Origin of the sequence: Faecalibacterium gallinarum (assembly GCF_022180365.1) — a bacterium.
GTDB classification, from domain to species: domain Bacteria; phylum Bacillota; class Clostridia; order Oscillospirales; family Ruminococcaceae; genus Faecalibacterium; species Faecalibacterium gallinarum.
In genome coordinates this window covers 40,477-59,258 of the sequence record NZ_BQKV01000027.1, presented here as the reverse complement: position 1 = coordinate 59,258, position 18,782 = coordinate 40,477, and the positions used below count along the sequence as shown (strand labels likewise).

19 protein-coding genes are annotated in these 18,782 nt (G+C 61.3%); 16 read left to right on the top strand and 3 right to left on the bottom strand.

Annotation, left to right across the window (positions count from 1 at the left end; all coding sequences use genetic code 11):
• Position 1 precedes the first annotated feature (1 nt).
• The 14 genes from JCM17207_RS04170 (at position 2) to JCM17207_RS04105 (ending at position 12,310) form a co-directional block, all read left to right on the top strand.
• The gene (locus tag JCM17207_RS04170; RefSeq protein WP_238316404.1) at positions 2 to 964 is read left to right on the top strand and encodes a TIGR03943 family putative permease subunit; all 963 of its coding nucleotides are present in this window, start codon (positions 2 to 4) and stop codon (positions 962 to 964) included.
• A gap of 24 nt (positions 965 to 988) precedes the next feature.
• Positions 989 to 1,519 (top strand): hypothetical protein, encoded by a 531-nt coding sequence (locus JCM17207_RS04165; RefSeq protein ID WP_238316403.1) that lies wholly within the window; start codon positions 989 to 991, stop codon positions 1,517 to 1,519.
• Positions 1,520 to 1,711: 192 nt separating this feature from the next.
• Positions 1,712 to 2,191: a twin-arginine translocation signal domain-containing protein gene (locus JCM17207_RS04160; RefSeq protein WP_238316402.1), complete on the top strand. Its 480-nt coding sequence runs from the start codon at positions 1,712 to 1,714 to the stop codon at positions 2,189 to 2,191.
• A 209-nt stretch (positions 2,192 to 2,400) separates the two neighbouring features.
• Complete coding sequence (hisG, locus tag JCM17207_RS04155; RefSeq protein WP_238316401.1) at positions 2,401 to 3,996, top strand: ATP phosphoribosyltransferase; 1,596 nt, start codon at positions 2,401 to 2,403, stop codon at positions 3,994 to 3,996.
• Positions 3,993 to 5,270: a histidinol dehydrogenase gene (hisD, locus tag JCM17207_RS04150; protein WP_238316400.1), complete on the top strand. Its 1,278-nt coding sequence runs from the start codon at positions 3,993 to 3,995 to the stop codon at positions 5,268 to 5,270. Before hisG ends, hisD begins: the two co-directional genes overlap by 4 nt.
• Complete coding sequence (locus tag JCM17207_RS04145) at positions 5,267 to 5,488, top strand: hypothetical protein (RefSeq protein WP_238316399.1); 222 nt, start codon at positions 5,267 to 5,269, stop codon at positions 5,486 to 5,488. Before hisD ends, JCM17207_RS04145 begins: the two co-directional genes overlap by 4 nt.
• Positions 5,485 to 6,546 carry a histidinol-phosphate transaminase gene (gene hisC, locus JCM17207_RS04140; RefSeq protein WP_238316398.1) on the top strand — a complete coding sequence of 354 codons (1,062 nt, stop codon included), beginning with the start codon at positions 5,485 to 5,487 and terminating at the stop codon, positions 6,544 to 6,546. The genes JCM17207_RS04145 and hisC overlap by 4 nt, the downstream gene beginning before the upstream one ends.
• Before the next feature lie 3 nt (positions 6,547 to 6,549).
• The gene (hisB, locus tag JCM17207_RS04135) at positions 6,550 to 7,140 is read left to right on the top strand and encodes an imidazoleglycerol-phosphate dehydratase HisB (protein ID WP_238316397.1); all 591 of its coding nucleotides are present in this window, start codon (positions 6,550 to 6,552) and stop codon (positions 7,138 to 7,140) included.
• Positions 7,137 to 7,745, top strand: coding sequence for an imidazole glycerol phosphate synthase subunit HisH (hisH, locus tag JCM17207_RS04130; RefSeq protein ID WP_238316396.1), 609 nt, complete (start codon positions 7,137 to 7,139; stop codon positions 7,743 to 7,745). Before hisB ends, hisH begins: the two co-directional genes overlap by 4 nt.
• A 45-nt stretch (positions 7,746 to 7,790) precedes the next feature.
• Entirely contained in the window at positions 7,791 to 8,510 is a 720-nt protein-coding gene (gene hisA / locus JCM17207_RS04125) for a 1-(5-phosphoribosyl)-5-[(5-phosphoribosylamino)methylideneamino]imidazole-4-carboxamide isomerase (protein ID WP_238316395.1), read from the top strand.
• A 24-nt stretch (positions 8,511 to 8,534) separates the two neighbouring features.
• Positions 8,535 to 9,290 (top strand): imidazole glycerol phosphate synthase subunit HisF, encoded by a 756-nt coding sequence (gene hisF / locus JCM17207_RS04120; RefSeq protein ID WP_238316394.1) that lies wholly within the window; start codon positions 8,535 to 8,537, stop codon positions 9,288 to 9,290.
• A 70-nt stretch (positions 9,291 to 9,360) separates the two neighbouring features.
• On the top strand, positions 9,361 to 9,996 hold the full coding sequence (hisIE, locus tag JCM17207_RS04115) for a bifunctional phosphoribosyl-AMP cyclohydrolase/phosphoribosyl-ATP diphosphatase HisIE (RefSeq protein WP_238316393.1): 636 nt from the start codon (positions 9,361 to 9,363) through the stop codon (positions 9,994 to 9,996).
• A gap of 10 nt (positions 9,997 to 10,006) precedes the next feature.
• The gene (locus JCM17207_RS04110) at positions 10,007 to 10,831 is read left to right on the top strand and encodes a histidinol-phosphatase HisJ family protein (RefSeq protein ID WP_238316392.1); all 825 of its coding nucleotides are present in this window, start codon (positions 10,007 to 10,009) and stop codon (positions 10,829 to 10,831) included.
• Between the two features lie 90 nt (positions 10,832 to 10,921).
• Positions 10,922 to 12,310, top strand: coding sequence for an MATE family efflux transporter (locus JCM17207_RS04105; RefSeq protein WP_238316391.1), 1,389 nt, complete (start codon positions 10,922 to 10,924; stop codon positions 12,308 to 12,310).
• A gap of 170 nt (positions 12,311 to 12,480) precedes the next feature.
• Here the strand turns inward: JCM17207_RS04105 and JCM17207_RS04100 are convergent, their stop codons facing one another.
• The 3 genes from JCM17207_RS04100 to JCM17207_RS04090 form a co-directional block, all read right to left on the bottom strand.
• Positions 12,481 to 13,116 (bottom strand): type I phosphoribosyltransferase, encoded by a 636-nt coding sequence (locus JCM17207_RS04100; protein WP_238316390.1) that lies wholly within the window; start codon positions 13,114 to 13,116, stop codon positions 12,481 to 12,483.
• A gap of 201 nt (positions 13,117 to 13,317) precedes the next feature.
• Positions 13,318 to 14,892 (bottom strand): ribonuclease Y, encoded by a 1,575-nt coding sequence (gene rny / locus JCM17207_RS04095; protein WP_238316389.1) that lies wholly within the window; start codon positions 14,890 to 14,892, stop codon positions 13,318 to 13,320.
• Between the two features lie 329 nt (positions 14,893 to 15,221).
• Positions 15,222 to 16,022, bottom strand: a complete 801-nt coding sequence (locus JCM17207_RS04090) for a tyrosine-protein phosphatase (protein ID WP_238316388.1) — start codon at positions 16,020 to 16,022, stop codon at positions 15,222 to 15,224.
• Positions 16,023 to 16,329: 307 nt separating this feature from the next.
• On the opposite strand from JCM17207_RS04090, the gene JCM17207_RS04085 reads away from it, so the two are divergent.
• Together JCM17207_RS04085 and JCM17207_RS04080 are read left to right on the top strand one after the other, a co-directional pair.
• On the top strand, positions 16,330 to 16,896 hold the full coding sequence (locus JCM17207_RS04085; protein ID WP_238316387.1) for a TetR/AcrR family transcriptional regulator: 567 nt from the start codon (positions 16,330 to 16,332) through the stop codon (positions 16,894 to 16,896).
• Positions 16,897 to 17,074: 178 nt separating this feature from the next.
• The gene (locus JCM17207_RS04080; RefSeq protein WP_238316386.1) at positions 17,075 to 18,631 is read left to right on the top strand and encodes an FAD-dependent oxidoreductase; all 1,557 of its coding nucleotides are present in this window, start codon (positions 17,075 to 17,077) and stop codon (positions 18,629 to 18,631) included.
• The last annotated feature ends 151 nt before the right edge of the window (positions 18,632 to 18,782 follow it).

Genomic DNA, 18,782 nt, shown 5'->3' with positions numbered 1-18,782 from the left:
TATGGCAAAAGAAATTCCGGTTTACCTGTTTGTGGGCTTCCTCGAGAGCGGCAAGACCACCTTTATCCAGGAAACCTTTGAGGACCCCAATTTTGACTCGGGCGACAACACCCTGCTCCTGATCTGCGAGGAGGGCGAGGTGGAGTACGAGCCCAAGAAGTTCGCCTTCCCCGGCACTACGGTGGTGACCATCGAGGATAAAGCCGAGCTCAACCCCCAGAACCTGGAGCGGCTGGAGCGGGAATCCGGCGCGGGCCGGGTGGTCATCGAGTACAACGGCATGTGGCTGCTCCAGGAGCTGGCCGAGGCCCTGCCCCAGAACTGGATTGTCTACCAGTGCATCGCCACCGCCGACGGCACCACCGCCCTGACCTACGCCCGGGACAACGCTATGCGCAGCCTGCTGCTGGACAAGATCGCCCGCAGCGAGCTGATCGTCTTTAACCGGGCTGAGGCCGTCAACAACGACGCCGCCCGCACCGAGCTGCACAAGCTGGTGCGCCAGGCCTCCCGCAAGTGCGATATCGCCTACGAGTTCGCCGACGGCAGCGTAGCCTACGACGATATCCCCGATCCCCTGCCCTTCGACCTCAATGCTCCGGTCATCGAGATCGGGGACGACGATTTCGGCATCTGGTATATGGACTGCCAGGACGAGCCCGAAAAGTACACCGGCAAGACGGTTAAGTTCCTGGCCCAGGTTTGCCAGACCAGCCGGGCGGGCAAAAACAGCTTTGTGCCGGGCCGGTTCGCCATGACCTGCTGTGTGCAGGATATCCAGTTTGTTGGGTTCCCCTGCGTGTACGACGGCTACAAGGCCCTGGAACAGAGGGCCTGGGTGGTGGTGACCGCCAAGGTCAATTATAAGTTCCACAACATCTATCGGGGCAAAGGCCCCGTCCTCACCGCCCTGTCGGTGGAGCCGGGCCAGAAACCCCTGAGCGATGTAGTCACCTTCTCTTAAATCAACAAACAGGAGGCTATGCAGATGACTGGTTTATTCCGTATTCTGGGCGCGGCGGTGGCCGTGGCCGCCGTGGGCGCTGCCGTCGTTGCAGTGTCCAAACTGCTGGAAAAGGACGACCCCATCGAGGTCTTTGAGACCGAGTTCCCCGAAGAGCCCGAAAACGCCGAGGACGATCCCGCGGTTGCCGCCGAGACGGCTGCAGCCTACGCCGAGGCCACCGCTGCCGCAGCACAAGCTGAGGCTGCCCAGGCCGAAGCTGCCGTGAAGGAAGAAGAGCCCGCCGCCGAGACAGAGACTGCCGCCCCAGAGGTTAAGGAAGAGGCCCCTGCTGAGGAGGCCCCCGAGGCTCCCGCCCAGCCGGAACCCCAAAAGGCCCCGGCCAAGAAGTCCCGCAGCAAAAAGGCTGCCGCCCCCGCTGAGGAAGCCAACGTGAACCCGGTGGAGGCTGGCCCTGCCGTGGCCCCCAAGGACGAAAACGGCAAGTTTGATCCCACCCAGATCGCCGCACAGGAAGATTTCGGCGATTGGGAGGAACAGGGCTGCAAGGGCTGAGTATATTACGCCATCCGATCCCCCAAGAGGCGGCACAGCGAGAGGCTGTGCCGCCTCTTTTTTGCGTCAGACGGTTTTTTCTTGACGCAGAAAGGATTTTATATTACCATAAACCTGTCAAAATAGGTCGAATAATGGCGAACAATGCCGAGGGCTCTGCCCTGCGGGGCGCCGACTAAAGGGGGCAGGAGGATGCAGCAAATCACAAGGCGGAGCTTTCTCTGGGGTGTGGCCGTTGCTGCGGCTGCTGTTCTGGCGGGATGCGGTTCCGCCAGCCAGCCGCCCCCGGAAGAACCCACAGACCCGGAGGAATTTGAGCCCCAGACCAAGACACTGACTGTGTCGGAGGGGCAGAGCCTGACCGTGACCGTCGCAGGCTTCTCGGTGGGGATGGACCACCGGCCGGTGCTGTCCTTAAAGCTGCAGAACGAACTGGGCCGGGAAATTACCCTCTCGGATTCCACCGGCGACGGGGTGCTGACCGTCAGCGCCAGGGCGGACGGCAGCCCCGCGCAGATTCTGCCCTTTGGCCTTTTGGGCCAGGCCATCCCGGCGGGCGAGGTCAAAGAAGGGGTTCTTGGCTTTCCGGTTCTGGCGTCTTTCGACGAGGTGGAGCTGGTCTTCTCCCTTCAAATGGAAGGGAAAACCCAGAGCATCCAGTTCGAATTGTGAATATCTCATAAAAAGAGCGGCGCGGATTTTTCTGTGCCGCTCGTTTTCTCTATGCAAAACGCCCGGAAAAGCAGTATAATACAATTAGAAAGTTGTAACTTTATCACTTTACAACTTTATCAAGGTAAAGTATAATAGTTGGTATAAACCTCGCCGCACCCCTGCCGGGGGTGGGCGCACAGCTTATTCGAGAGAAAAGGGATACCACTATGGAGTTTGATCTTTCGATTTTGCAGCCCAAAGAGCGGGCCTCCTTCGGCCTGCGGGCCCTCTATGAGGCCGCCGGCTGCCGTAAATACCACATGGGCCGGTTCGAGGAATACGGCCTCTACCAGGAGAACCGGAGTTTCCTCCCTTCGGAGCAGGTCATCACCTTCACCGACCTGGACGGCCGCCTGCTGGCCCTCAAGCCGGACGTGACCCTCTCCATCGCCAAGACGGCCCAGCCCGAAAAGGGCCAGACCCTGAAATATTATTACAGCGAGAACGTCTACCGCCCCTCGGCCGAGAGCCATACCTTCAAGGAGATCGCCCAGATGGGGCTGGAGTACATCGGCGCAGTGGACGAGGCCGGGATGCGGCAGGTTATGGAGCTGGCTGCCCGCTCCCTGGAAACCCTGGAATCGGGCTGGGTGCTGGAGATCGGCCACATGGGCTATCTCTTCGGCCTGCTGGATGCTCTGGGGGTTCCCTCTTCCGCCCGGCCCCGGCTGTTGGAAAAGCTCCGGGCCCGGAACGCCCACGAACTGCGGGCCGCCGCCCTGGCCGCTGGTTTGGGCGAAGCCGGAGCCTTTGCCCTGAGTGCCCTGCTGGCCCTCTCGGGGGGCTATGCGGAGACCCTCCGCCGGGCTGAGGAGTTCTGCCGCAGCGATGCCATGCGGGCCGCGGTGGCCGAGCTGCGGGCCCTGGAAGAGGTGCTGGCGGGCTACAAGGGCGCCGTCCGGCTGGACCTGACCCTGGCGGGGGAGATGGAATACTACAACGGTCTGATCTTCCGGGGTTATCTGAAAGGCCTGCCCCGCCCCCTGCTGAAAGGCGGCCGCTATGACCTGCTGGCCCAAAAGTTCACCCCCGGGGCCGGGGCCATCGGCTTTGCGGTCTATCTCGATGAGCTAGACCGCCTGGGGGCCCCCACCCCGCCGGTGGAGCGAAAGAGCGGCAGCAGTTTTATCAACATCGCCCTGCCCAAGGGCCGCTTGGGCGACAAAGTCTATAACCTCCTGGCCGGGGTGGGCTACGGCTGCCCCGAGGATTACAACGCCACCCGGAAACTGGTGGTGGAAAACCCCGCCGCCGGGATTCGCTACTTCCTAGTCAAACCCAGCGACGTGGCCATCTATGTGGAACACGGCGCGGCGGACGTGGGCATTGTGGGCAAAGACATCCTCAACGAGGCGGGGGCCGACGTTTACGAGCTGCTGGACACGGGTCTTGGCCGCTGCCGGATGTGCGTGGCTGCCCCGGCGGACTACCAGGACGACCCCAGCCGCCCGGTGCGGGTGGCTACCAAGTTTGTCAACATCGCCAAAGCCTATTACGCTTCCCTGGGCCGGGACATTGAGATCATCAAGCTGAACGGCTCCATCGAGCTGGCCCCCATTCTGGGCTTGTCGGATGTAATCGTGGATATTGTGGAGACGGGCACCACCCTGCGGGAGAACGGCCTGAAAGTGGTCACCGAGTTCATGCCCATCTCGGCCCGGTTCATCGCCAACAAAGCTAGCTATTCCTTCAAACACCCCGAGATCGAGGCCATGCTGGCCAAACTTCGGGCCAGCCTTGCAGAGCAGGAGGAGAAACAATGATTCGGATTTATGACTTTGATGCCCTTTCCCCCGAGCAGATCCTCAACCGGGACCTGCGGGCCGAAAAGAACGTGGAAGATGTGGTGGACGCCATCATCGCCGACGTCCGGGCCCGGGGGGATGCGGCCCTGAAAGAGTACGCCCTCAAGTTCGACGGCGCAGAAATTGACACCCTCCAGGTCACCCAGGAGGAGATCGACGCGGCCTTTGCCGCCACCGACCCCGATTTCCTCGAGACCCTGCGGATGGCGGCGGCCAACATCGAGGCCTTCCACCGCCAGCAGGTCCACAAAAACTTTGTGATGAACGAACAGGACGGAGTGATCCTGGGCCAGAAATATACCCCTATCGAAAAGGCGGGCGTCTATGTGCCCGGCGGCACTGCGGCTTACCCCTCCACCGTCCTGATGGATGTGATCCCCGCCAAGGTGGCCGGGGTGAAAGAGATCGTCATGACCACCCCCGCCGGCAAGGATGGCAAGGTCAGCCCGGTGATTCTGGCCGCCGCCGCCACCGCGGGGGTGACCAAAATCTTCAAGACCGGCGGCGCCCAGGCTGTGGCGGCTCTCGCCTACGGCACCGAGAGCGTCCCCGCTGTGGATAAGATCGTCGGCCCCGGCAACATCTATGTGGCCACCGCCAAGCGGAAGGTCTACGGCAAGGTGGGCATCGACATGATCGCCGGGCCCAGCGAAATTCTAGTGCTGGCCGACGGCAAGTGCAACCCCGCCTGGGTGGCCGCCGACCTGCTGAGCCAGGCCGAGCACGACAAGCTGGCCAGCCCGGTTCTGGTCACCGACAGCGCCGAACTGGCCGAGGCCGTCCAGGCTGAGCTGGAAGTTCAGATTCCCCAGCTGCCCCGGGCCGCCATCGCCCGGGCCAGTGTGGACGATAACGGCAAGATCATCGTCTGTGACGACCTGCGCAAGGCCATCGAAGCCTGCAACATCATCGCCCCCGAACACCTGGAAGTCTGTGTGGACGACCCCTTCGCCGTTCTGAACGAGATCAAGAACGCGGGCAGCATCTTCCTGGGGCGGAACGTCCCCGAGGCTCTGGGCGACTATTTCGCCGGGCCCAACCACACCCTGCCCACCAGCGGCACGGCCCGCTTCTCCAGCCCCCTGGGAGTGGATGACTTCGTCAAAAAGTCCAGCTTTATCTATTACACCCGGGAGGCTCTGGGCAAGGTACAGGAGCGGATTGCGGATTTCGCCGAGCGGGAGGGCCTCCACGCCCACGCCCGCAGCGTGACCATCCGGTACGAAGAATGACCCCCGCCGAGAAACTGGCCGCCTATGAGGCCATGCAGCAGTTTGTCCAGCAGCGGTACGACGAGGCCGTGGCCCGGATGGCCCAGCTGAAAGCCCAGGGCCGGGAAAAAAGCGCCACCTACCGCCAGATGATGGGGGATAAATTGCAATTCCAAAACGTATTAAGCCTCTATAAAATCTACGGCCTGGATAATCCAGACAGAAAGGACGCGTCATGAGCCGTTATCTCACCCCCACCCTGGCGGGGCTTTCGCCCTACACTCCGGGCGAGCAGCCCCAGGACCAGCAGTACATCAAGCTGAACACCAACGAGAGCCCCTATCCCCCCAGCCCGGCGGTGGTGGCGGCGGTGAATGCCGCCGAGGTGGAGAAGCTGCGGCTCTACTCCGACCCGGCCTGCGCCCAGCTGCTGGCCGCGGCGGCGGAATACCACGGCCTTTCCCCCGACGAGATTATGCCCGGCAACGGCAGCGACGAGAATTTGTTCTTTGCCCTGCGGGCCTTCTGCGACGAGCAGCACCCCCTGGCCTACGCCGATGTGACCTATGGCTGCTATTCGGTCTGGTGCAATCTCATGCACATCCCCAGCCATATTCTGCCGCTAGAAGCGGATTTCTCCATCGACCCCACAAAATACTACGGCCTGAATGAGACCATCGTCATCGCCAACCCCAACGCCCCCACCGGCCTGGCCCTGCCCCGGTCGGCCATCGAGGGGATCCTCAAGTCAAACCCCGACAATGTGGTGATTGTGGACGAGGCCTATGTGGATTTCGGGGGCGAGAGCTGTGTGCCCCTGATCCACCAGTACGACAATCTGCTGGTGGTCCAGACCTTCTCCAAGTCCCGCCAGCTGGCGGGAGCCCGGCTGGGCCTGGCCATGGGCAACGCCGCCCTGATCGCCGACCTGAACCGGGTGAAATTCAGTCTCAACCCCTACAACATCAACCGGCTGACCCTGAAAGCAGGCGAGGCCGCCCTGAAAGATACCGCCTATTTCGACGCCACCCGGCAGAAAATCATGGACACCCGGGCCTGGACGGCAAAAGAGCTGGCCAACCGGGGCTTTAGCCTCACCGACAGCCGCTCTAATTTCCTCTTTGCCCGGACGGACCGGATGGAGGGCGGGGCCCTCTACCGGGCATTGAAAGAAAAGGGGATTCTGGTCCGCCACTTTGATTCGCCCCGAATCGCCGATTATCTGCGGATCACCATTGGAACCCAGGCACAGATGGAAGCGCTCATCAAGGCGCTGGACGAAATTTTGGAGGGATGAACCATGCGGGAAGTGACCATTGAGCGGAACACCGCCGAGACCCAGATCGAGCTGACCCTGAACCTAGACGGCGCGGGCCGCTACCAGATCGACACCGGCTGCGGTTTTTTGAACCATATGCTGGAACTGTTCGCCCGGCACGGACGGTTTGACCTGGTACTCACCTGCCACGGGGATGTGGAGGTGGACTACCATCACACCACCGAGGACGTGGGCATCGCCCTGGGCCAGGCCTTCAGCAAGGCCCTGGGCCAGATGCGGGGCATTCAGCGGTACGGCAGTTTTCACCTGCCCATGGATGAGGCCCTGATCCTCTGCGCGGTGGACCTCTCCGGCCGGTGCACCCTGGGCTGGCAGGTGAACTGCCCCACCGAGAAAGTCGGGGATTTCGACGTGGAGTGCGCCAAGGAGTTCTGGCTGGGCTTTGTCCGCAGCGTCCCGGCCACCGTCCACTTTGTCCAGTTCGCCGGGGAGAACACCCACCACATCCTGGAAGCCTGCTTTAAGGGCGCAGGCCGGGCCTTGGCGGCGGCGGTGGCCATCGACCCCGCCCACAAGGACGAGATCCCCTCCACGAAAGGACTGCTGGTATGATTGCGATCATCGATTACGGGGTGGGCAACCTGTTCAGCCTCCGTTCCAGCCTCAAGACCCTGGGCCTGGACGCCCAGGTGACCGCCGACCCGGCGGTGATCCGGGCCGCCGACCGGCTGATTCTGCCGGGGGTGGGGGCCTTTGGGGATGCCATGGAAAAACTCACCGCCACCGGCCTGGTGCCGGTGATCCGCCAGCAGGCGGCGGAAAAACCCCTGCTGGGCATCTGTCTCGGGATGCAGCTCCTCTTTGAAAAGAGCTATGAATACGGCGAACACTCAGGGCTCGGCTTTGTGCCGGGCGAGGTTTGCCCTTTAGTGGAGGACCTTAAGGACAAAACCCTCAAGGTGCCCCAGATCGGATGGAACGCCCTCCACATCCTGCGGGATGACCCCCTGTTCCGGTACATCCGGGAGGGGGAATATGTCTACTACGTCCACAGCTTTTATGGCAAAAACTGCGCCGCCAGCACCCTGGCGGTGAGCGACTACTCCATCCCGGTCACCGGGGTGGTGCGGGCGGGCCGGGTCTATGGCACCCAGTTCCACCCGGAAAAGAGCGGCGACACCGGCCTGCGCATCCTCAAGGCCTTCGCCGAACTGTAAATTTTGATTTTTGTTTTACCCAGCGTACAGAAAAGGAGCGATTCGATGCAGCTTTTTCCAGCCATTGACCTGCGGGGCGGCCAGGTGGTCCGGCTGACCCAGGGGGACTACGACCGGATGACGGTCTACGGGGCCGATCCCTGCGCCCAGGCCCGGGCCTTCCAGGCCGCCGGGGCCAAAAACCTCCATGTGGTGGACCTGGACGGCGCCAAGGACGGCACTCTGGCCAACCGGGACGTGATCGAGGCGCTGGCCCGCCAGGGCGGGCTGTACATTGAGGTGGGCGGCGGCATCCGCACCCAGGAGCGGATCGAGGAATACCTCTCTTTGGGGGTGGGCCGCTGCATCCTGGGCAGCGTGGCGGTGACCGACTTCGACTTCACCGCCCAGATGCTGAAAGAATACGGCGACAAACTGGCTGTGGGGGTGGACGCCCGGGACGGCTATGTGGCCATCCACGGGTGGAAGGAATTGAGTAAGGAAAAGGGCGTGGATTTCTGCCGGCGGCTGGCGGACGTGGGCTGCCGGGCGGTGATCTACACCGATATTTCCCGGGACGGCGCCATGCAGGGCACCAATCTCGACCTCTACGGCCAGCTGGCCCGGGCCCTGCCGGGGCTGACCATCACCGCCAGCGGCGGCATCACCTACGAGGAGGAGCTGGTCCGGCTCAAGGAACTGGGCATCGGCGCGGCTATCCTGGGCAAGAGCCTCTACACCGGGGCCTTGGATCTGGCCCGGTGTGTCCAGCTGGTGCAGGACTGAGAAAACAACAAGGGAGAAACGCCTGTGATTACAAAACGCATCATCCCCTGCCTGGACGTTCGGGACGGCCGGGTGGTCAAGGGGGTCAACTTTGAGGGGATCAAGGACGTAGCCGACCCGGTGGAGATGGCCCGGATGTACAACGCCGCCGGGGCGGATGAGCTGGTGTTCTATGACATCACCGCCAGCTTCGAGGGCCGGGCCCTCTTCACCGATATCCTGACCCGGGTGGCCAGCGAAATTTTCATCCCCCTGACGGTGGGGGGCGGCATCAATACTTTGGAGGATTTCGACCGGGTGCTCAAGTGCGGGGCCGATAAAGTCTCGGTGAACTCGGGCGCTCTGAAAAACCCGGCCCTGATCTCCGCGGCGGCCCAGCGGTATGGCAACCAGTGCGTGGTCCTCTCGGCGGACGTCAAGCGGGTGGACGGCAGGTTCTGCGTCTTTGCCAAGGGCGGCCGGGAGAACACCGGCCGGGATGCCCTGGACTGGATCGCCCAGTGTGTGGAAAACGGCGCGGGGGAAATCTGCCTGAACAGCATCGACACCGACGGGGTGCGGGGCGGCTTTGATCTGGAAATGCTGGACGCAGTGGCCGCCCGGGTCAACGTGCCCATCATCGCCAGCGGCGGCGCAGGAAAAAAGGAGGATTTCCTCGAGCTGTTCGGTCATAAGGGCATCGACGCGGGCCTGGCGGCGGGGATTTTCCACCAGAAATTGCTGGGCATCCGGGAGCTGAAAGAGTATCTCAACAAAAATGGTGTGGAAATGCGTCTGTGACCCCTTGCATCCGGGGCGGGAATACGATAAACTGTGAGTATCCCCTTTTTTAGGGTAGGAGTGTTGTACTATGGAACTGAAATTTGACGACAAGGGCTTGATCCCCGCTATTGTGCAGGATCACTATACCAAAGAGGTGCTGACCCTCGCGTATATGAACGCCGAGTCCCTGGCGCTGACCATTGCCGAGGGGCGGACGGTGTTCTGGAGCCGGAGCCGTCAGGAACTCTGGCGGAAGGGCGAAACCAGCGGCAACGTTCAGCGGGTGGTGTCCATCACCGCCGACTGCGACGCCGACGCCCTGGTGGTGGAAGTAGTCAAATCCGGCCCGGCCTGTCACACCGGGGCCGAGAGCTGCTTTTTCAACCCGGTATACGTCAGCGACGAGCTCAAGCAGTTCAGCTGGCAGACCCTCTATGAGCTGATCAAGGGCCGCAAGACAAACCCCCAGGCCGGCAGCTACACCACCTATCTGTTTGAAAAAGGGAAAGAGAAAATCCTCAAAAAGGTCGGCGAGGAGTGCACCGAGGTCATCATCGCAGGCGAGAAGGAAGACAAGGCCGAGACGGTCTATGAGATCAGCGACCTTGCCTACCACGTTCTGGTGCTGATGGTCCAGGCGGGCATCACGGTGGAGGACATCACCCGCGAGCTCGAAAAACGCCACGTCATCGACCACAAGGTCAAACAGGAAAGGATGCAGTGAGAAACGCGCTATGGCAGACTTCATGAAATCCAGCGTCCATTGCCACTCGACGCTGTGTGACGGCAAAAACACCTTACAGGATATGGCCTCGGCCGCCTGCGCCCAGGGGCTGACCACGCTGGGCTTTACCGGCCACAGCCACACCCCCTGCGACCGGGAATACTGCATGACCCCCCAGCGCACCGCCCAGTACAAGGCCACCATTGCCAAGCTCAAACTGGAGTATAAGGGCAAGGTGGATATCCTCTGCGGCATCGAGTGGGACCAGTTCTCGGACGACAAGCTCACCGGCTACGATTACTGGATCGGCAGTGTCCACTATCTGCGGGGCCCCAAGACCGGCCGGTACTACGAGATCGACTTCCGCCCCCAGGACCTCAAGGACTGCATGGACGACGATTTCGGCGGCGACGGCCTGGCCATGGCCGAGGCTTATTTTGCCTCGGTGGCTGAGGTGGCAGCCCGCAAACCGGACATTCTGGGCCACATCGACCTGATCAAAAAGCTGAACTGCACCGGGGCTTATTTCGACGAGAACTCGCCCCGCTACAAGGCGGCGGCTCTGGCAGCTCTCAAGGCCGCCCGTGAGGCCGACTGCCTGCTGGAGGTCAACACCGGCGGCGTCTTTCGGGGCTACCGGAGCGACTTCTACCCCAGCGCCTGGATGCTGGAAGAGTGGCACAAGATGGGCGGCAAGGTGATCATTACCGCCGACGCCCATTCCACCGACAGCCTGACCTTCGGCTATGAGGACGCGGCCAAGCTGCTGCGCTCCGTCGGCTTCGAGAGCGTCGAGGTGCTCACCGGCAAGGGCTTTGAGACCCAGCCGCTCTAAACCAAAACCACAAACCGGCCAAACGCACGGCCCCTTTTTCGGGGGCCGTGCGTTTTGTGCGGCCGGGAGCAAATGATACGAGGGGAATCTATGGAAGCAATCAAAAAACGCCCGGCCCGGGGGATGGACGTGGACCTGATCCACGGGCCGATTTTCCGCAATCTGCTCTGGTTTGCGGTGCCTATTTTTATCTCCAACCTCTTCCAGCAGCTCTACAACGCCGCCGACACCATGATCGTGGGCAACGTGCTGGGAGACAGCGCCCTGGCCGCTGTGGGCGCCTGCGGCTCCATCTACGAGCTGCTGGTGGGCTTCGGCCTGGGCATCGGCAACGGCCTGGCCATCGTCACCGCCCGGGCCTTCGGCGCCGAGGATTACAAGAGGGTCCGCCAGTCGGTGGCCTGGTCCATGATCATCGGCATTGTGGCCTCCCTGATTATTACCGCGGTGGGAATGCTCTTCCTCCATCCCCTGCTGGTGCTGCTGGACACCCCCACCGAAATTCTGGAGGATGCTTACAGCTATATCTCGGTCATCGCCCTCTTTGTGCTGGTGATGTTCGCCTATAACCTCTGCGCGGCCCTGCTGCGGGCCATCGGCAACAGCGTGATGCCTCTAGTCTTTCTGGTCTTTTCCTCCTGCCTGAACGTGGGCTTGGATATCCTCTTCATCACCCGGTTCAATATGGGGGTGGCGGGCGCAGCGGTGGCCACCGTCATCGCGCAGGCGGTGTCGGTGGTTCTCTGCATCCTCTATATCCTGAAAAAGACCGAGATCCTGGTCCCCCGGCGGGAACACTTCGCCTATGACCGGGGCCTGGTGAAGGAACTGGTGGGCCAGGGCCTCTCCATGGGTCTGATGAGCAGCATCGTCTCGGCGGGCTCGGTGATCCTGCAATACGGCATCAACGGCCTGGGCACCCTGGTCATCGCGGGGCACACGGCAGCCCGCAAACTCTTTGCCCTGACGGATATGCCGGTCATGGCCATCTCCATGGCGGCGGCTACTTTTGTCTCCCAGAATCGGGGCGCCAGCCAGCCCCAGCGGGTCCGGCAGGGGATGCGCCAGACCTTCCTGTTCTGCATCGGCACCGCCGTGGTTATGAGCCTGCTCATGCTGGTGAGCGCCCGCTGGCTGGTGGGTCTGGTATCCGGTTCCAGCGAGCCGGTGGTGCTGGACAACGGCGCGGCCTACCTGATCTGGAACGCCCCCTTCTACTCGGTGCTGGGCATCCTGCTGGCTACCCGCTACGCCCTCCAGAGCCTGGGCCAGAAGGTGCTGCCCCTGATTTCCAGCGGCATCGAATTCGTGGGCAAGATCCTGTTTGTGCTCTTCTTTATCCCCCGGTTCGAGTACATGGCGGTCATCCTCTGTGAGCCCATCATCTGGTGCTTTATGTGCGCCCAGCTGCTCTATGTCTATTTCCGGGACCCCTTCATCCGCTCGGCCTCGGCCGCTCCGGAGAAAGCGGAATCCTGATCCAGCAAAAAAACACCCCCTGCACAGAGGCCGGTCCGGCCCCGTGCAGGGGTTTTTGCGTTCTGCCCGGGCAAGGAGGGAACCCGGAACAGAAACAGCCGCAGCGCCCGGAAAAGCGCCAGGCGGCCTGCGGCTGATGATACAAAGATACGGCCTGCCGCTCGGAGGCGTTACAGCACCGAATAACCAAAGCTGTTGACCAGTGCGTCGATGTGCTGGCCCGCCTTGCACAGGGGGCAGTCGCGGGACTCATAGCTGGCGTAGTCGGGCAGGTTGTTGGGGTCAAAGATGGAGATCACCTGATGGCCCATAAAATCGTGGGTGGTGGCGAAGATGGCCGATAGCCCGGCGACCTGGCCGCCGTAATATTCCACCGCTTCCACAGCCGCCTGGGCGGTGAAGCCGGTGGTGATGGAGGCCGCCAGGATCAGGACGTGTTTGCCCCGCACCATGGGGACGATGTTGTCCCGCAGGATGATCTGGCTGCCGGTGGTGTACTCGGGGGTGATGACATAAATGGTCTGGTGGGCGTTCATGTTCATAAAGCCGTCCCGGGTCAGCTCGCTGGCCAGGCAGCTGCCGATCACCTGGGTGCCGTCCAGACAGAGGATGGTGTCCACGATGGTGCTCAGGCGGTAGGCGGAGACCAGCTCCCGCGCCACCTCCTGCGCCTCGGACAGGCGGGTCTTCTGGGTGGTCACGTCGATGTAGTAGTTGATATGACTGTGACTGGTGGCAAAATGCCCTTTTGCCACCCGGAGAAACAGGCGGCTGTTTTTGGTGGGAAGTTTAACCGTGTTCATCATGGGTCCATCCACTCCTGTCAACAAAATCACAGGGACATACCATCCCCATGGTATTATTTTAACGAAAATCCACCCCCGGCACAAGAAACGAATTGACCAAAATTCGGACCGAAAATTATACACCTCTACGCTCGATCCCAGCAAAAAAGCCGCCCCGGCAAAAGGCCGGGACGGCAGAAAGTTCTGTGGGGTGAGCCGGGATTATTTCGCGTATTCCACCGCGCGGCTCTCGCGGATGACGTTGACCTTGATCTGGCCGGGGTAGTCGAGGGTGTCCTCGATCTTCTTGGCGATGGTGCGGGCCAGCAGAATAACCTGATCGTCCCCGATGACGTCGGGCTTGACCATGATCCGAACCTCGCGGCCAGCCTGGACGGCAAACGCCTGTTCCACGCCCTCGAAGCTGGAAGAGATCTCCTCCAGGTTCTCCAGACGCTTGACGTAGCTCTCCACGTTCTCGCGGCGGGCGCCGGGGCGGGCGGCGCTGATGGCGTCGGCCGCCTGCACCACAAAGGCCAGGGGGGTCTTGGGCTCCACGTCGCCGTGGTGGGCCTCGATGGCGTGGATCACCTGGCTGTTCTCCTTGTACTTGCGGCAGATGTCCACGCCGATCTGAACGTGGCTGCCCTCGATCTCGTGGTCCAGAGCCTTGCCGATGTCATGCAGCAGACCGGCGCGGCGGGCCATGGTGACGTTCAGGCCCATCTCCCCTGCCAGCAGGCCGGCCAGCCAGGCCACCTCCATGCTGTGGGTCAGGGCGTTCTGGCCAAAGCTGGTGCGGTACTTGAGCCGGCCGATCAGCTTGACCAGGTCGGGGTGCAGGCCGTGGATGCCCAGCTCCATGACGGCGCGCTCGCCTTCCCGCTTCATCTGGAGTTCCAGGTCGTGGCGGCACTTCTCCACCGTCTCCTCGATCCGGGCGGGGTGGATCCGGCCGTCACCGATCAGACGCTCCAGGGTCATACGGGCTACTTCGCGGCGGGTCTGGTCGAAGGAGGACAGGGTGATGGCCTCCGGGGTATCGTCGATGATCAGGTCCACGCCGGTGGCGGTCTCCAGGGCGCGGATGTTGCGGCCCTCGCGGCCGATGATCCGGCCCTTCATCTCGTCGTTGGGCAGAGGCACCACCGAGACGGTGGTCTCGCTGGAATGGTCGGCGGCGCAGCGGCTGACCGCCTGGCCGATCAGGTTGCGGGCGATGTTCTCGCAATCCTCTTTCAGGTTGGTCTCATAAGCGGCCACACGGATGGCTTTCTCGTGGGACAGTTCCTCATCCACCTTGTGGAGCAGCACTTCCCGGGCGTCGGCCTGGCTCAGACCGGCCAGCATCTCCAGCCGCTCCATCTGCTTGGCCCGCAGTTCGTCCACCTCGGCCAGATGGGCCTCGGCTTCGGCCATCTTGGCCTTCAGGTCCTCTTCCCGGCGCTCCAGGGCCTCGGTCTTGCGGTCCAGGGCGGTTTCCTTCTGGTCGATGCGGTTCTCCTGCCGGGAAATTTCGGCCCGGCGCTGTTTGATCTCCCGGTCGGCTTCGGCCTTCTGGGCGTCCACCTCGGCCTTCATCTTAAAGACTTCGTCTTTGGCTTCCAGGACAGCTTCCTTGCGTTTCTGTTCGGCGGTCTTGATCGCTTCATTCACCAGGCGTGCGGCCTCGGCTTCGGCGCTGCCGATCTGTGCCTCGGCGGTCTTTTTCCGGTGCATTTCGCCCAAATAAAAGCCCGCAGCCAGCGCAACAACGGCGGCCACGATCACGACCACAATCGTCATGACTGGGGTCATCGTGTTCACTCTCCTCAAAATTAAGAATACGCTAATTTTGGGATGCTGCGGCAGGACGCGGGTCCAATAAACAATATAAAGTGAGCCTCAAAACAAAAAGACAGCAAAACACACCCAGAGGGATCCCCTGTGCGGAAATCTTGCGCGGCTTCTATCATTGAATAGTTCAATCCTTATAAAAACGGGCGGAAAACCGCCCGGGTCCTTTATGGTGCGTCGATGCCCTGCAAACAGCATCTTATATCCATACTACCTTTTATATTAAGGTACAAAACGCCGATTGTCAAGTACAAGGGCCCCAAACCCAGACCTTTTTTTACAGGACAGGGTCATTCTGTGTACATTTGGCGCAGCCGCTCCAGCCGGGCAGAATCCAGCCCATATTCCGCTTCCAGATAGGCTTCGGCGCTGCCCCAGCGGGTGCGAATGGCGTCCAAAACAAAGGGAGCAAGCTCGGGGTTGACCCCGGCGGTCCACTGATAATAGCGCTCGCAGGCGGGGTCTGCCGCGATCTCCGCGGCATGGCTGGCTACATAGGCCTCGATGGCGGCCCGGCGGTAGTGGTTGGTCAGGGCGAAGTCGGTGCAGATGGCCTCGTCGGGGGTGCCCAGAGCCAAAAGGATCAGCATGGCGGCCACACCGGTGCGGTCTTTGCCCGCGGTGCAGTGGAAGAGCAGCGGCGTCCGCCCTGCCTCCAGCGCCTGGAACAAAATCCGATAGGCCCGGTTGCCCTGGAGCATTTGCAGGTACATCCCCTGGAGAAACCCCTCTTCCCCTGCCTCGGCGGGGATGGCCTGCCGCAGGAGGGCGATGTCTTCGGGGGAAAAACCAATCTCGTGTCCGTCATTGGCGCACAGGGCACACTGCTGGATCAGTTCGGCCCCCTGCGGCACCAGATCGGGGGCTTTTCGCGATTCGCTGGTGCTGCGCAGATCCAGGATCAGCTTTAAATTCAGGGAGTCCAGCAGGGCCCGGTCGGCGGTGCTGGTGAGGTCGGCGGTGCTGGGGCCCCGGTAGAACAGCCCCCAGCGGACGGTTTTTCCCCCGGCGGCGGGCCAGCCCCCCAGTTCACGGAAATTCCGGGCCCCTTCAAAGGGCAGCTCAGCCCCGGGGACAGGATGGTTTTGCATAACGATTCTCCTTTTACTCGCTTGATCGGCCGGGGGATGCCCCGCCGCAAATCCGAAAAAGCGCCGAATCGGAGGATTCGGCGCTTTGGCTTGGTGTGCTCTTGGTCGGCGTACTTTCCTATATAAAGTAACAAATTTTCAGGGGCTTGTCAATTGGTTTCCCCTCCGCTGAAATCGCTGCTTTTCCCGGATCAATCCCTGGATTTGTGCCTGTGGGGCCGGGGGCGTTTTGGGTTGCGATCCCTTGCGCTCTCCGCGGTTTTGGCGTATTATCTAATTGTGATGCTGAAGAGGGAGGTTTCTTGCCGTGGAAAATAATCCTCTGCCGCTGGTGCATAACCGGGCCAACGGCCTGAAAAACGCTGTGGCCCAGACCCTGTACCAGCTGATGCAAACGCAGTCGATTGATGATATCTCCACCCGGGACCTGATTGCACAGGCGGGGATCGGCGTGACCAGTTTTTACCGGCATTTCCGGGATAAATACGACGTGGTGAACTGGCTTCACGGGCAGCTGCTGGATCAGACCTTGTTCCGCTTGTTCGAGGGCGTGGACTATGACACCGCAACGCGCAGCACCTGGGGTGTGTTTGAGGCGCACGCCCGGTTTTACCGCAATGCTTTCTCGTCCCGGGACGTGAACAACCTGCGGGGATACGTTTATCAGGAGACGATGCGAACCTATGAGACGATCCTGCAGCAGCACGATATCCTGCTGGACTATCAGCAGAGGGTGGCGTTGGAACTGTATGTGAGTGGATCGGTGGAGCTGACGGTCCGCTGGGTTCAGGAGGGCTGCCGGCAGGAAGCCGCTCCCCTTCTGATGGCGATCAAGATGGCGGCCCCGGATTTTATCCGCCGGTATATCGAATAAAATAGCGATTTGGAGTTGGAAAAGGAACATGTGTGCCAATTCGTTCTTCTTTGGAACAGATCGGCATAGTCGTTCCTTTTCTTTTTGCGTCGGAGTCGATATTATTTTAACATAGTCGACAGCAACGCGCGCGTTTCACCTGCCTGGAAATCACAATGTATGGAAAAGGAGAAAGATTATGAAGAAGATCTCTAGAAGAAACTTCCTGCATAGCAGTGCCGTGGCAGCCGGTGTGGCGGCGGTCAGCACTCTGGCCGCCTGCAGCAGCACAGCCAGCTCCACCACTGCCAGCTCCAGCTCCACTTCGGAAACCACTTCCTGGGATTATGAAGCCGATGCAGTTATCGTGGGCGGCGGCGGTACCGGTCTGGCAGCAGGCCGTGCGGCGGTTGATGCAGGGGCGTCTGTCATTATCCTGGAAAAAGCCGGGATCACCGGCGGTACCACAACGTTCTCGGGCGGCGTTATGCAGGCGGCCGGTACCAGCTATCAAAAGGAGCTGACTTCTTTTGGCAGCGACACCCCCGCCAACCATGCCAACGAGTGGATCGCCGAAGGCGAAGGTTATGTGGACGAGGAATTGGTCAAAGCACTGGCAGAGGGCGCCCCGGCCATCATCGACTGGGAGGCCGAACTGCCCGAGATCAAGTGGGTCAGCGTCTACGGTCACTGCCATGTCCCCACGGTTCCCCGTGAGCTGGAAGCGGACCGGATTCACGTCTACGAAGGCGGCGGCGCCGCAGGTCAGGGCGGCGTTTTGACGAGTGCCCTGGCAAATTACTGCAAAGAAAAGGGCGTCAACATCATGACCAACACGGCCGCCACCCGTCTGATCACCGAGAACGGAGAGGTCATCGGTGTGGAGGCAGAGACGGAAGAGAAGGTTATCCGGGTAAAAGCCAAAAAGGGCGTGATTCTGGCTGCTGCTTCGGTGGATCAGAATAAGGAGATGGCCAAACGTCTGGCGCCCCAGCAGTACTGGGCGCTGGAGAACGGTACCTGCATGTGCGTCGCAGGGAATACTGGCGATGGCCTGCGGATGGGCATGGAGATCGGAGCGGATCTGTATGGCCAGGGCGGCACCATTGACTTCTGCGGTACCACCGGCAATGCCACCAACAATACCATTCCCACCATGCCCTGTATCATCGTCAACAAGGCGGGCCAGCGTTTTGTCTGTGAGGACGCTACCTATGCCTATCAGTACCGGGCGATCTTCCAGCAGGAAAAGCAGTTGGGCGGTAAGACCTATATGGTCTTTGGCCAGGAGGCTCTGAGCGATCCGGGTGCCATTTGGACGGCCGAAACAGTGGCGGATGCAGTCGCCGCAGGTACCCTGCTGTCTGCCGACACCCTGGAAGAGCTGGCCGCAGCCATGGACTGCGATGCGGCCAACTTGGCCGCCAGCGTCGCCAGCTGGAATGAAATGGTTTCCGCCACCGGTGAGGATCGGGTCTTTGGCCGCCGCACCGGCCTCAACACCATTACCGGCCCCTTCTATGCGATGATGAATGTGCCCTGCAATCTGGGCAGTATCGTGGGCCTGCGCATTAACGCAAACTGCCAGGTGCTCGATGTCAACGGCCAGCCCATCAGCCGCCTGTATGCGGGCGGCATGAATGCCGGCGGCTGGATTGGGCCCTACTACCCCGGTTCCGGTACGGCCATCATTGGCACCCAGTATCATGGCAAAGTCTGCGGCGAGCAGGTCGCTGCTCTGACGGCCTGGTGCTAAATATTTAAACATTTAAAAGCCGTGGCTCGATGCGCTTCCCTTTCAAAGGAGAGAGGATCCCGGGCAGACGGTACAGGACTTGTACAGGCTCGGGTGGGAAAAACGCCCGGCTTGTACAAGTCTTTTGTTTTGGGATGGAGTATGCAAAAAG

Excerpts from the sequence above, each read along its gene's own strand:
- hisG (WP_238316401.1), top strand. The coding sequence starts at position 2,401 with ATGGAGTTTGATCTTTCGATTTTGCAGCCCAAAGAGCGGGCCTCCTTC.
- rny (WP_238316389.1), bottom strand. The coding sequence starts at position 14,892 with ATGACCCCAGTCATGACGATTGTGGTCGTGATCGTGGCCGCCGTTGTT.
- hisD (WP_238316400.1), top strand. The coding sequence starts at position 3,993 with ATGATTCGGATTTATGACTTTGATGCCCTTTCCCCCGAGCAGATCCTC.
- JCM17207_RS04090 (WP_238316388.1), bottom strand. The coding sequence starts at position 16,022 with ATGCAAAACCATCCTGTCCCCGGGGCTGAGCTGCCCTTTGAAGGGGCC.
- JCM17207_RS04080 (WP_238316386.1), top strand. The coding sequence starts at position 17,075 with ATGAAGAAGATCTCTAGAAGAAACTTCCTGCATAGCAGTGCCGTGGCA.
- JCM17207_RS04105 (WP_238316391.1), top strand. The coding sequence starts at position 10,922 with ATGGAAGCAATCAAAAAACGCCCGGCCCGGGGGATGGACGTGGACCTG.
- hisA (WP_238316395.1), top strand. The coding sequence starts at position 7,791 with ATGCAGCTTTTTCCAGCCATTGACCTGCGGGGCGGCCAGGTGGTCCGG.
- JCM17207_RS04145 (WP_238316399.1), top strand. The coding sequence starts at position 5,267 with ATGACCCCCGCCGAGAAACTGGCCGCCTATGAGGCCATGCAGCAGTTT.
- JCM17207_RS04110 (WP_238316392.1), top strand. The coding sequence starts at position 10,007 with ATGGCAGACTTCATGAAATCCAGCGTCCATTGCCACTCGACGCTGTGT.
- hisB (WP_238316397.1), top strand. The coding sequence starts at position 6,550 with ATGCGGGAAGTGACCATTGAGCGGAACACCGCCGAGACCCAGATCGAG.
- JCM17207_RS04170 (WP_238316404.1), top strand. The coding sequence starts at position 2 with ATGGCAAAAGAAATTCCGGTTTACCTGTTTGTGGGCTTCCTCGAGAGC.
- JCM17207_RS04160 (WP_238316402.1), top strand. The coding sequence starts at position 1,712 with ATGCAGCAAATCACAAGGCGGAGCTTTCTCTGGGGTGTGGCCGTTGCT.
- hisIE (WP_238316393.1), top strand. The coding sequence starts at position 9,361 with ATGGAACTGAAATTTGACGACAAGGGCTTGATCCCCGCTATTGTGCAG.
- hisC (WP_238316398.1), top strand. The coding sequence starts at position 5,485 with ATGAGCCGTTATCTCACCCCCACCCTGGCGGGGCTTTCGCCCTACACT.
- hisH (WP_238316396.1), top strand. The coding sequence starts at position 7,137 with ATGATTGCGATCATCGATTACGGGGTGGGCAACCTGTTCAGCCTCCGT.
- JCM17207_RS04165 (WP_238316403.1), top strand. The coding sequence starts at position 989 with ATGACTGGTTTATTCCGTATTCTGGGCGCGGCGGTGGCCGTGGCCGCC.
- JCM17207_RS04100 (WP_238316390.1), bottom strand. The coding sequence starts at position 13,116 with ATGATGAACACGGTTAAACTTCCCACCAAAAACAGCCGCCTGTTTCTC.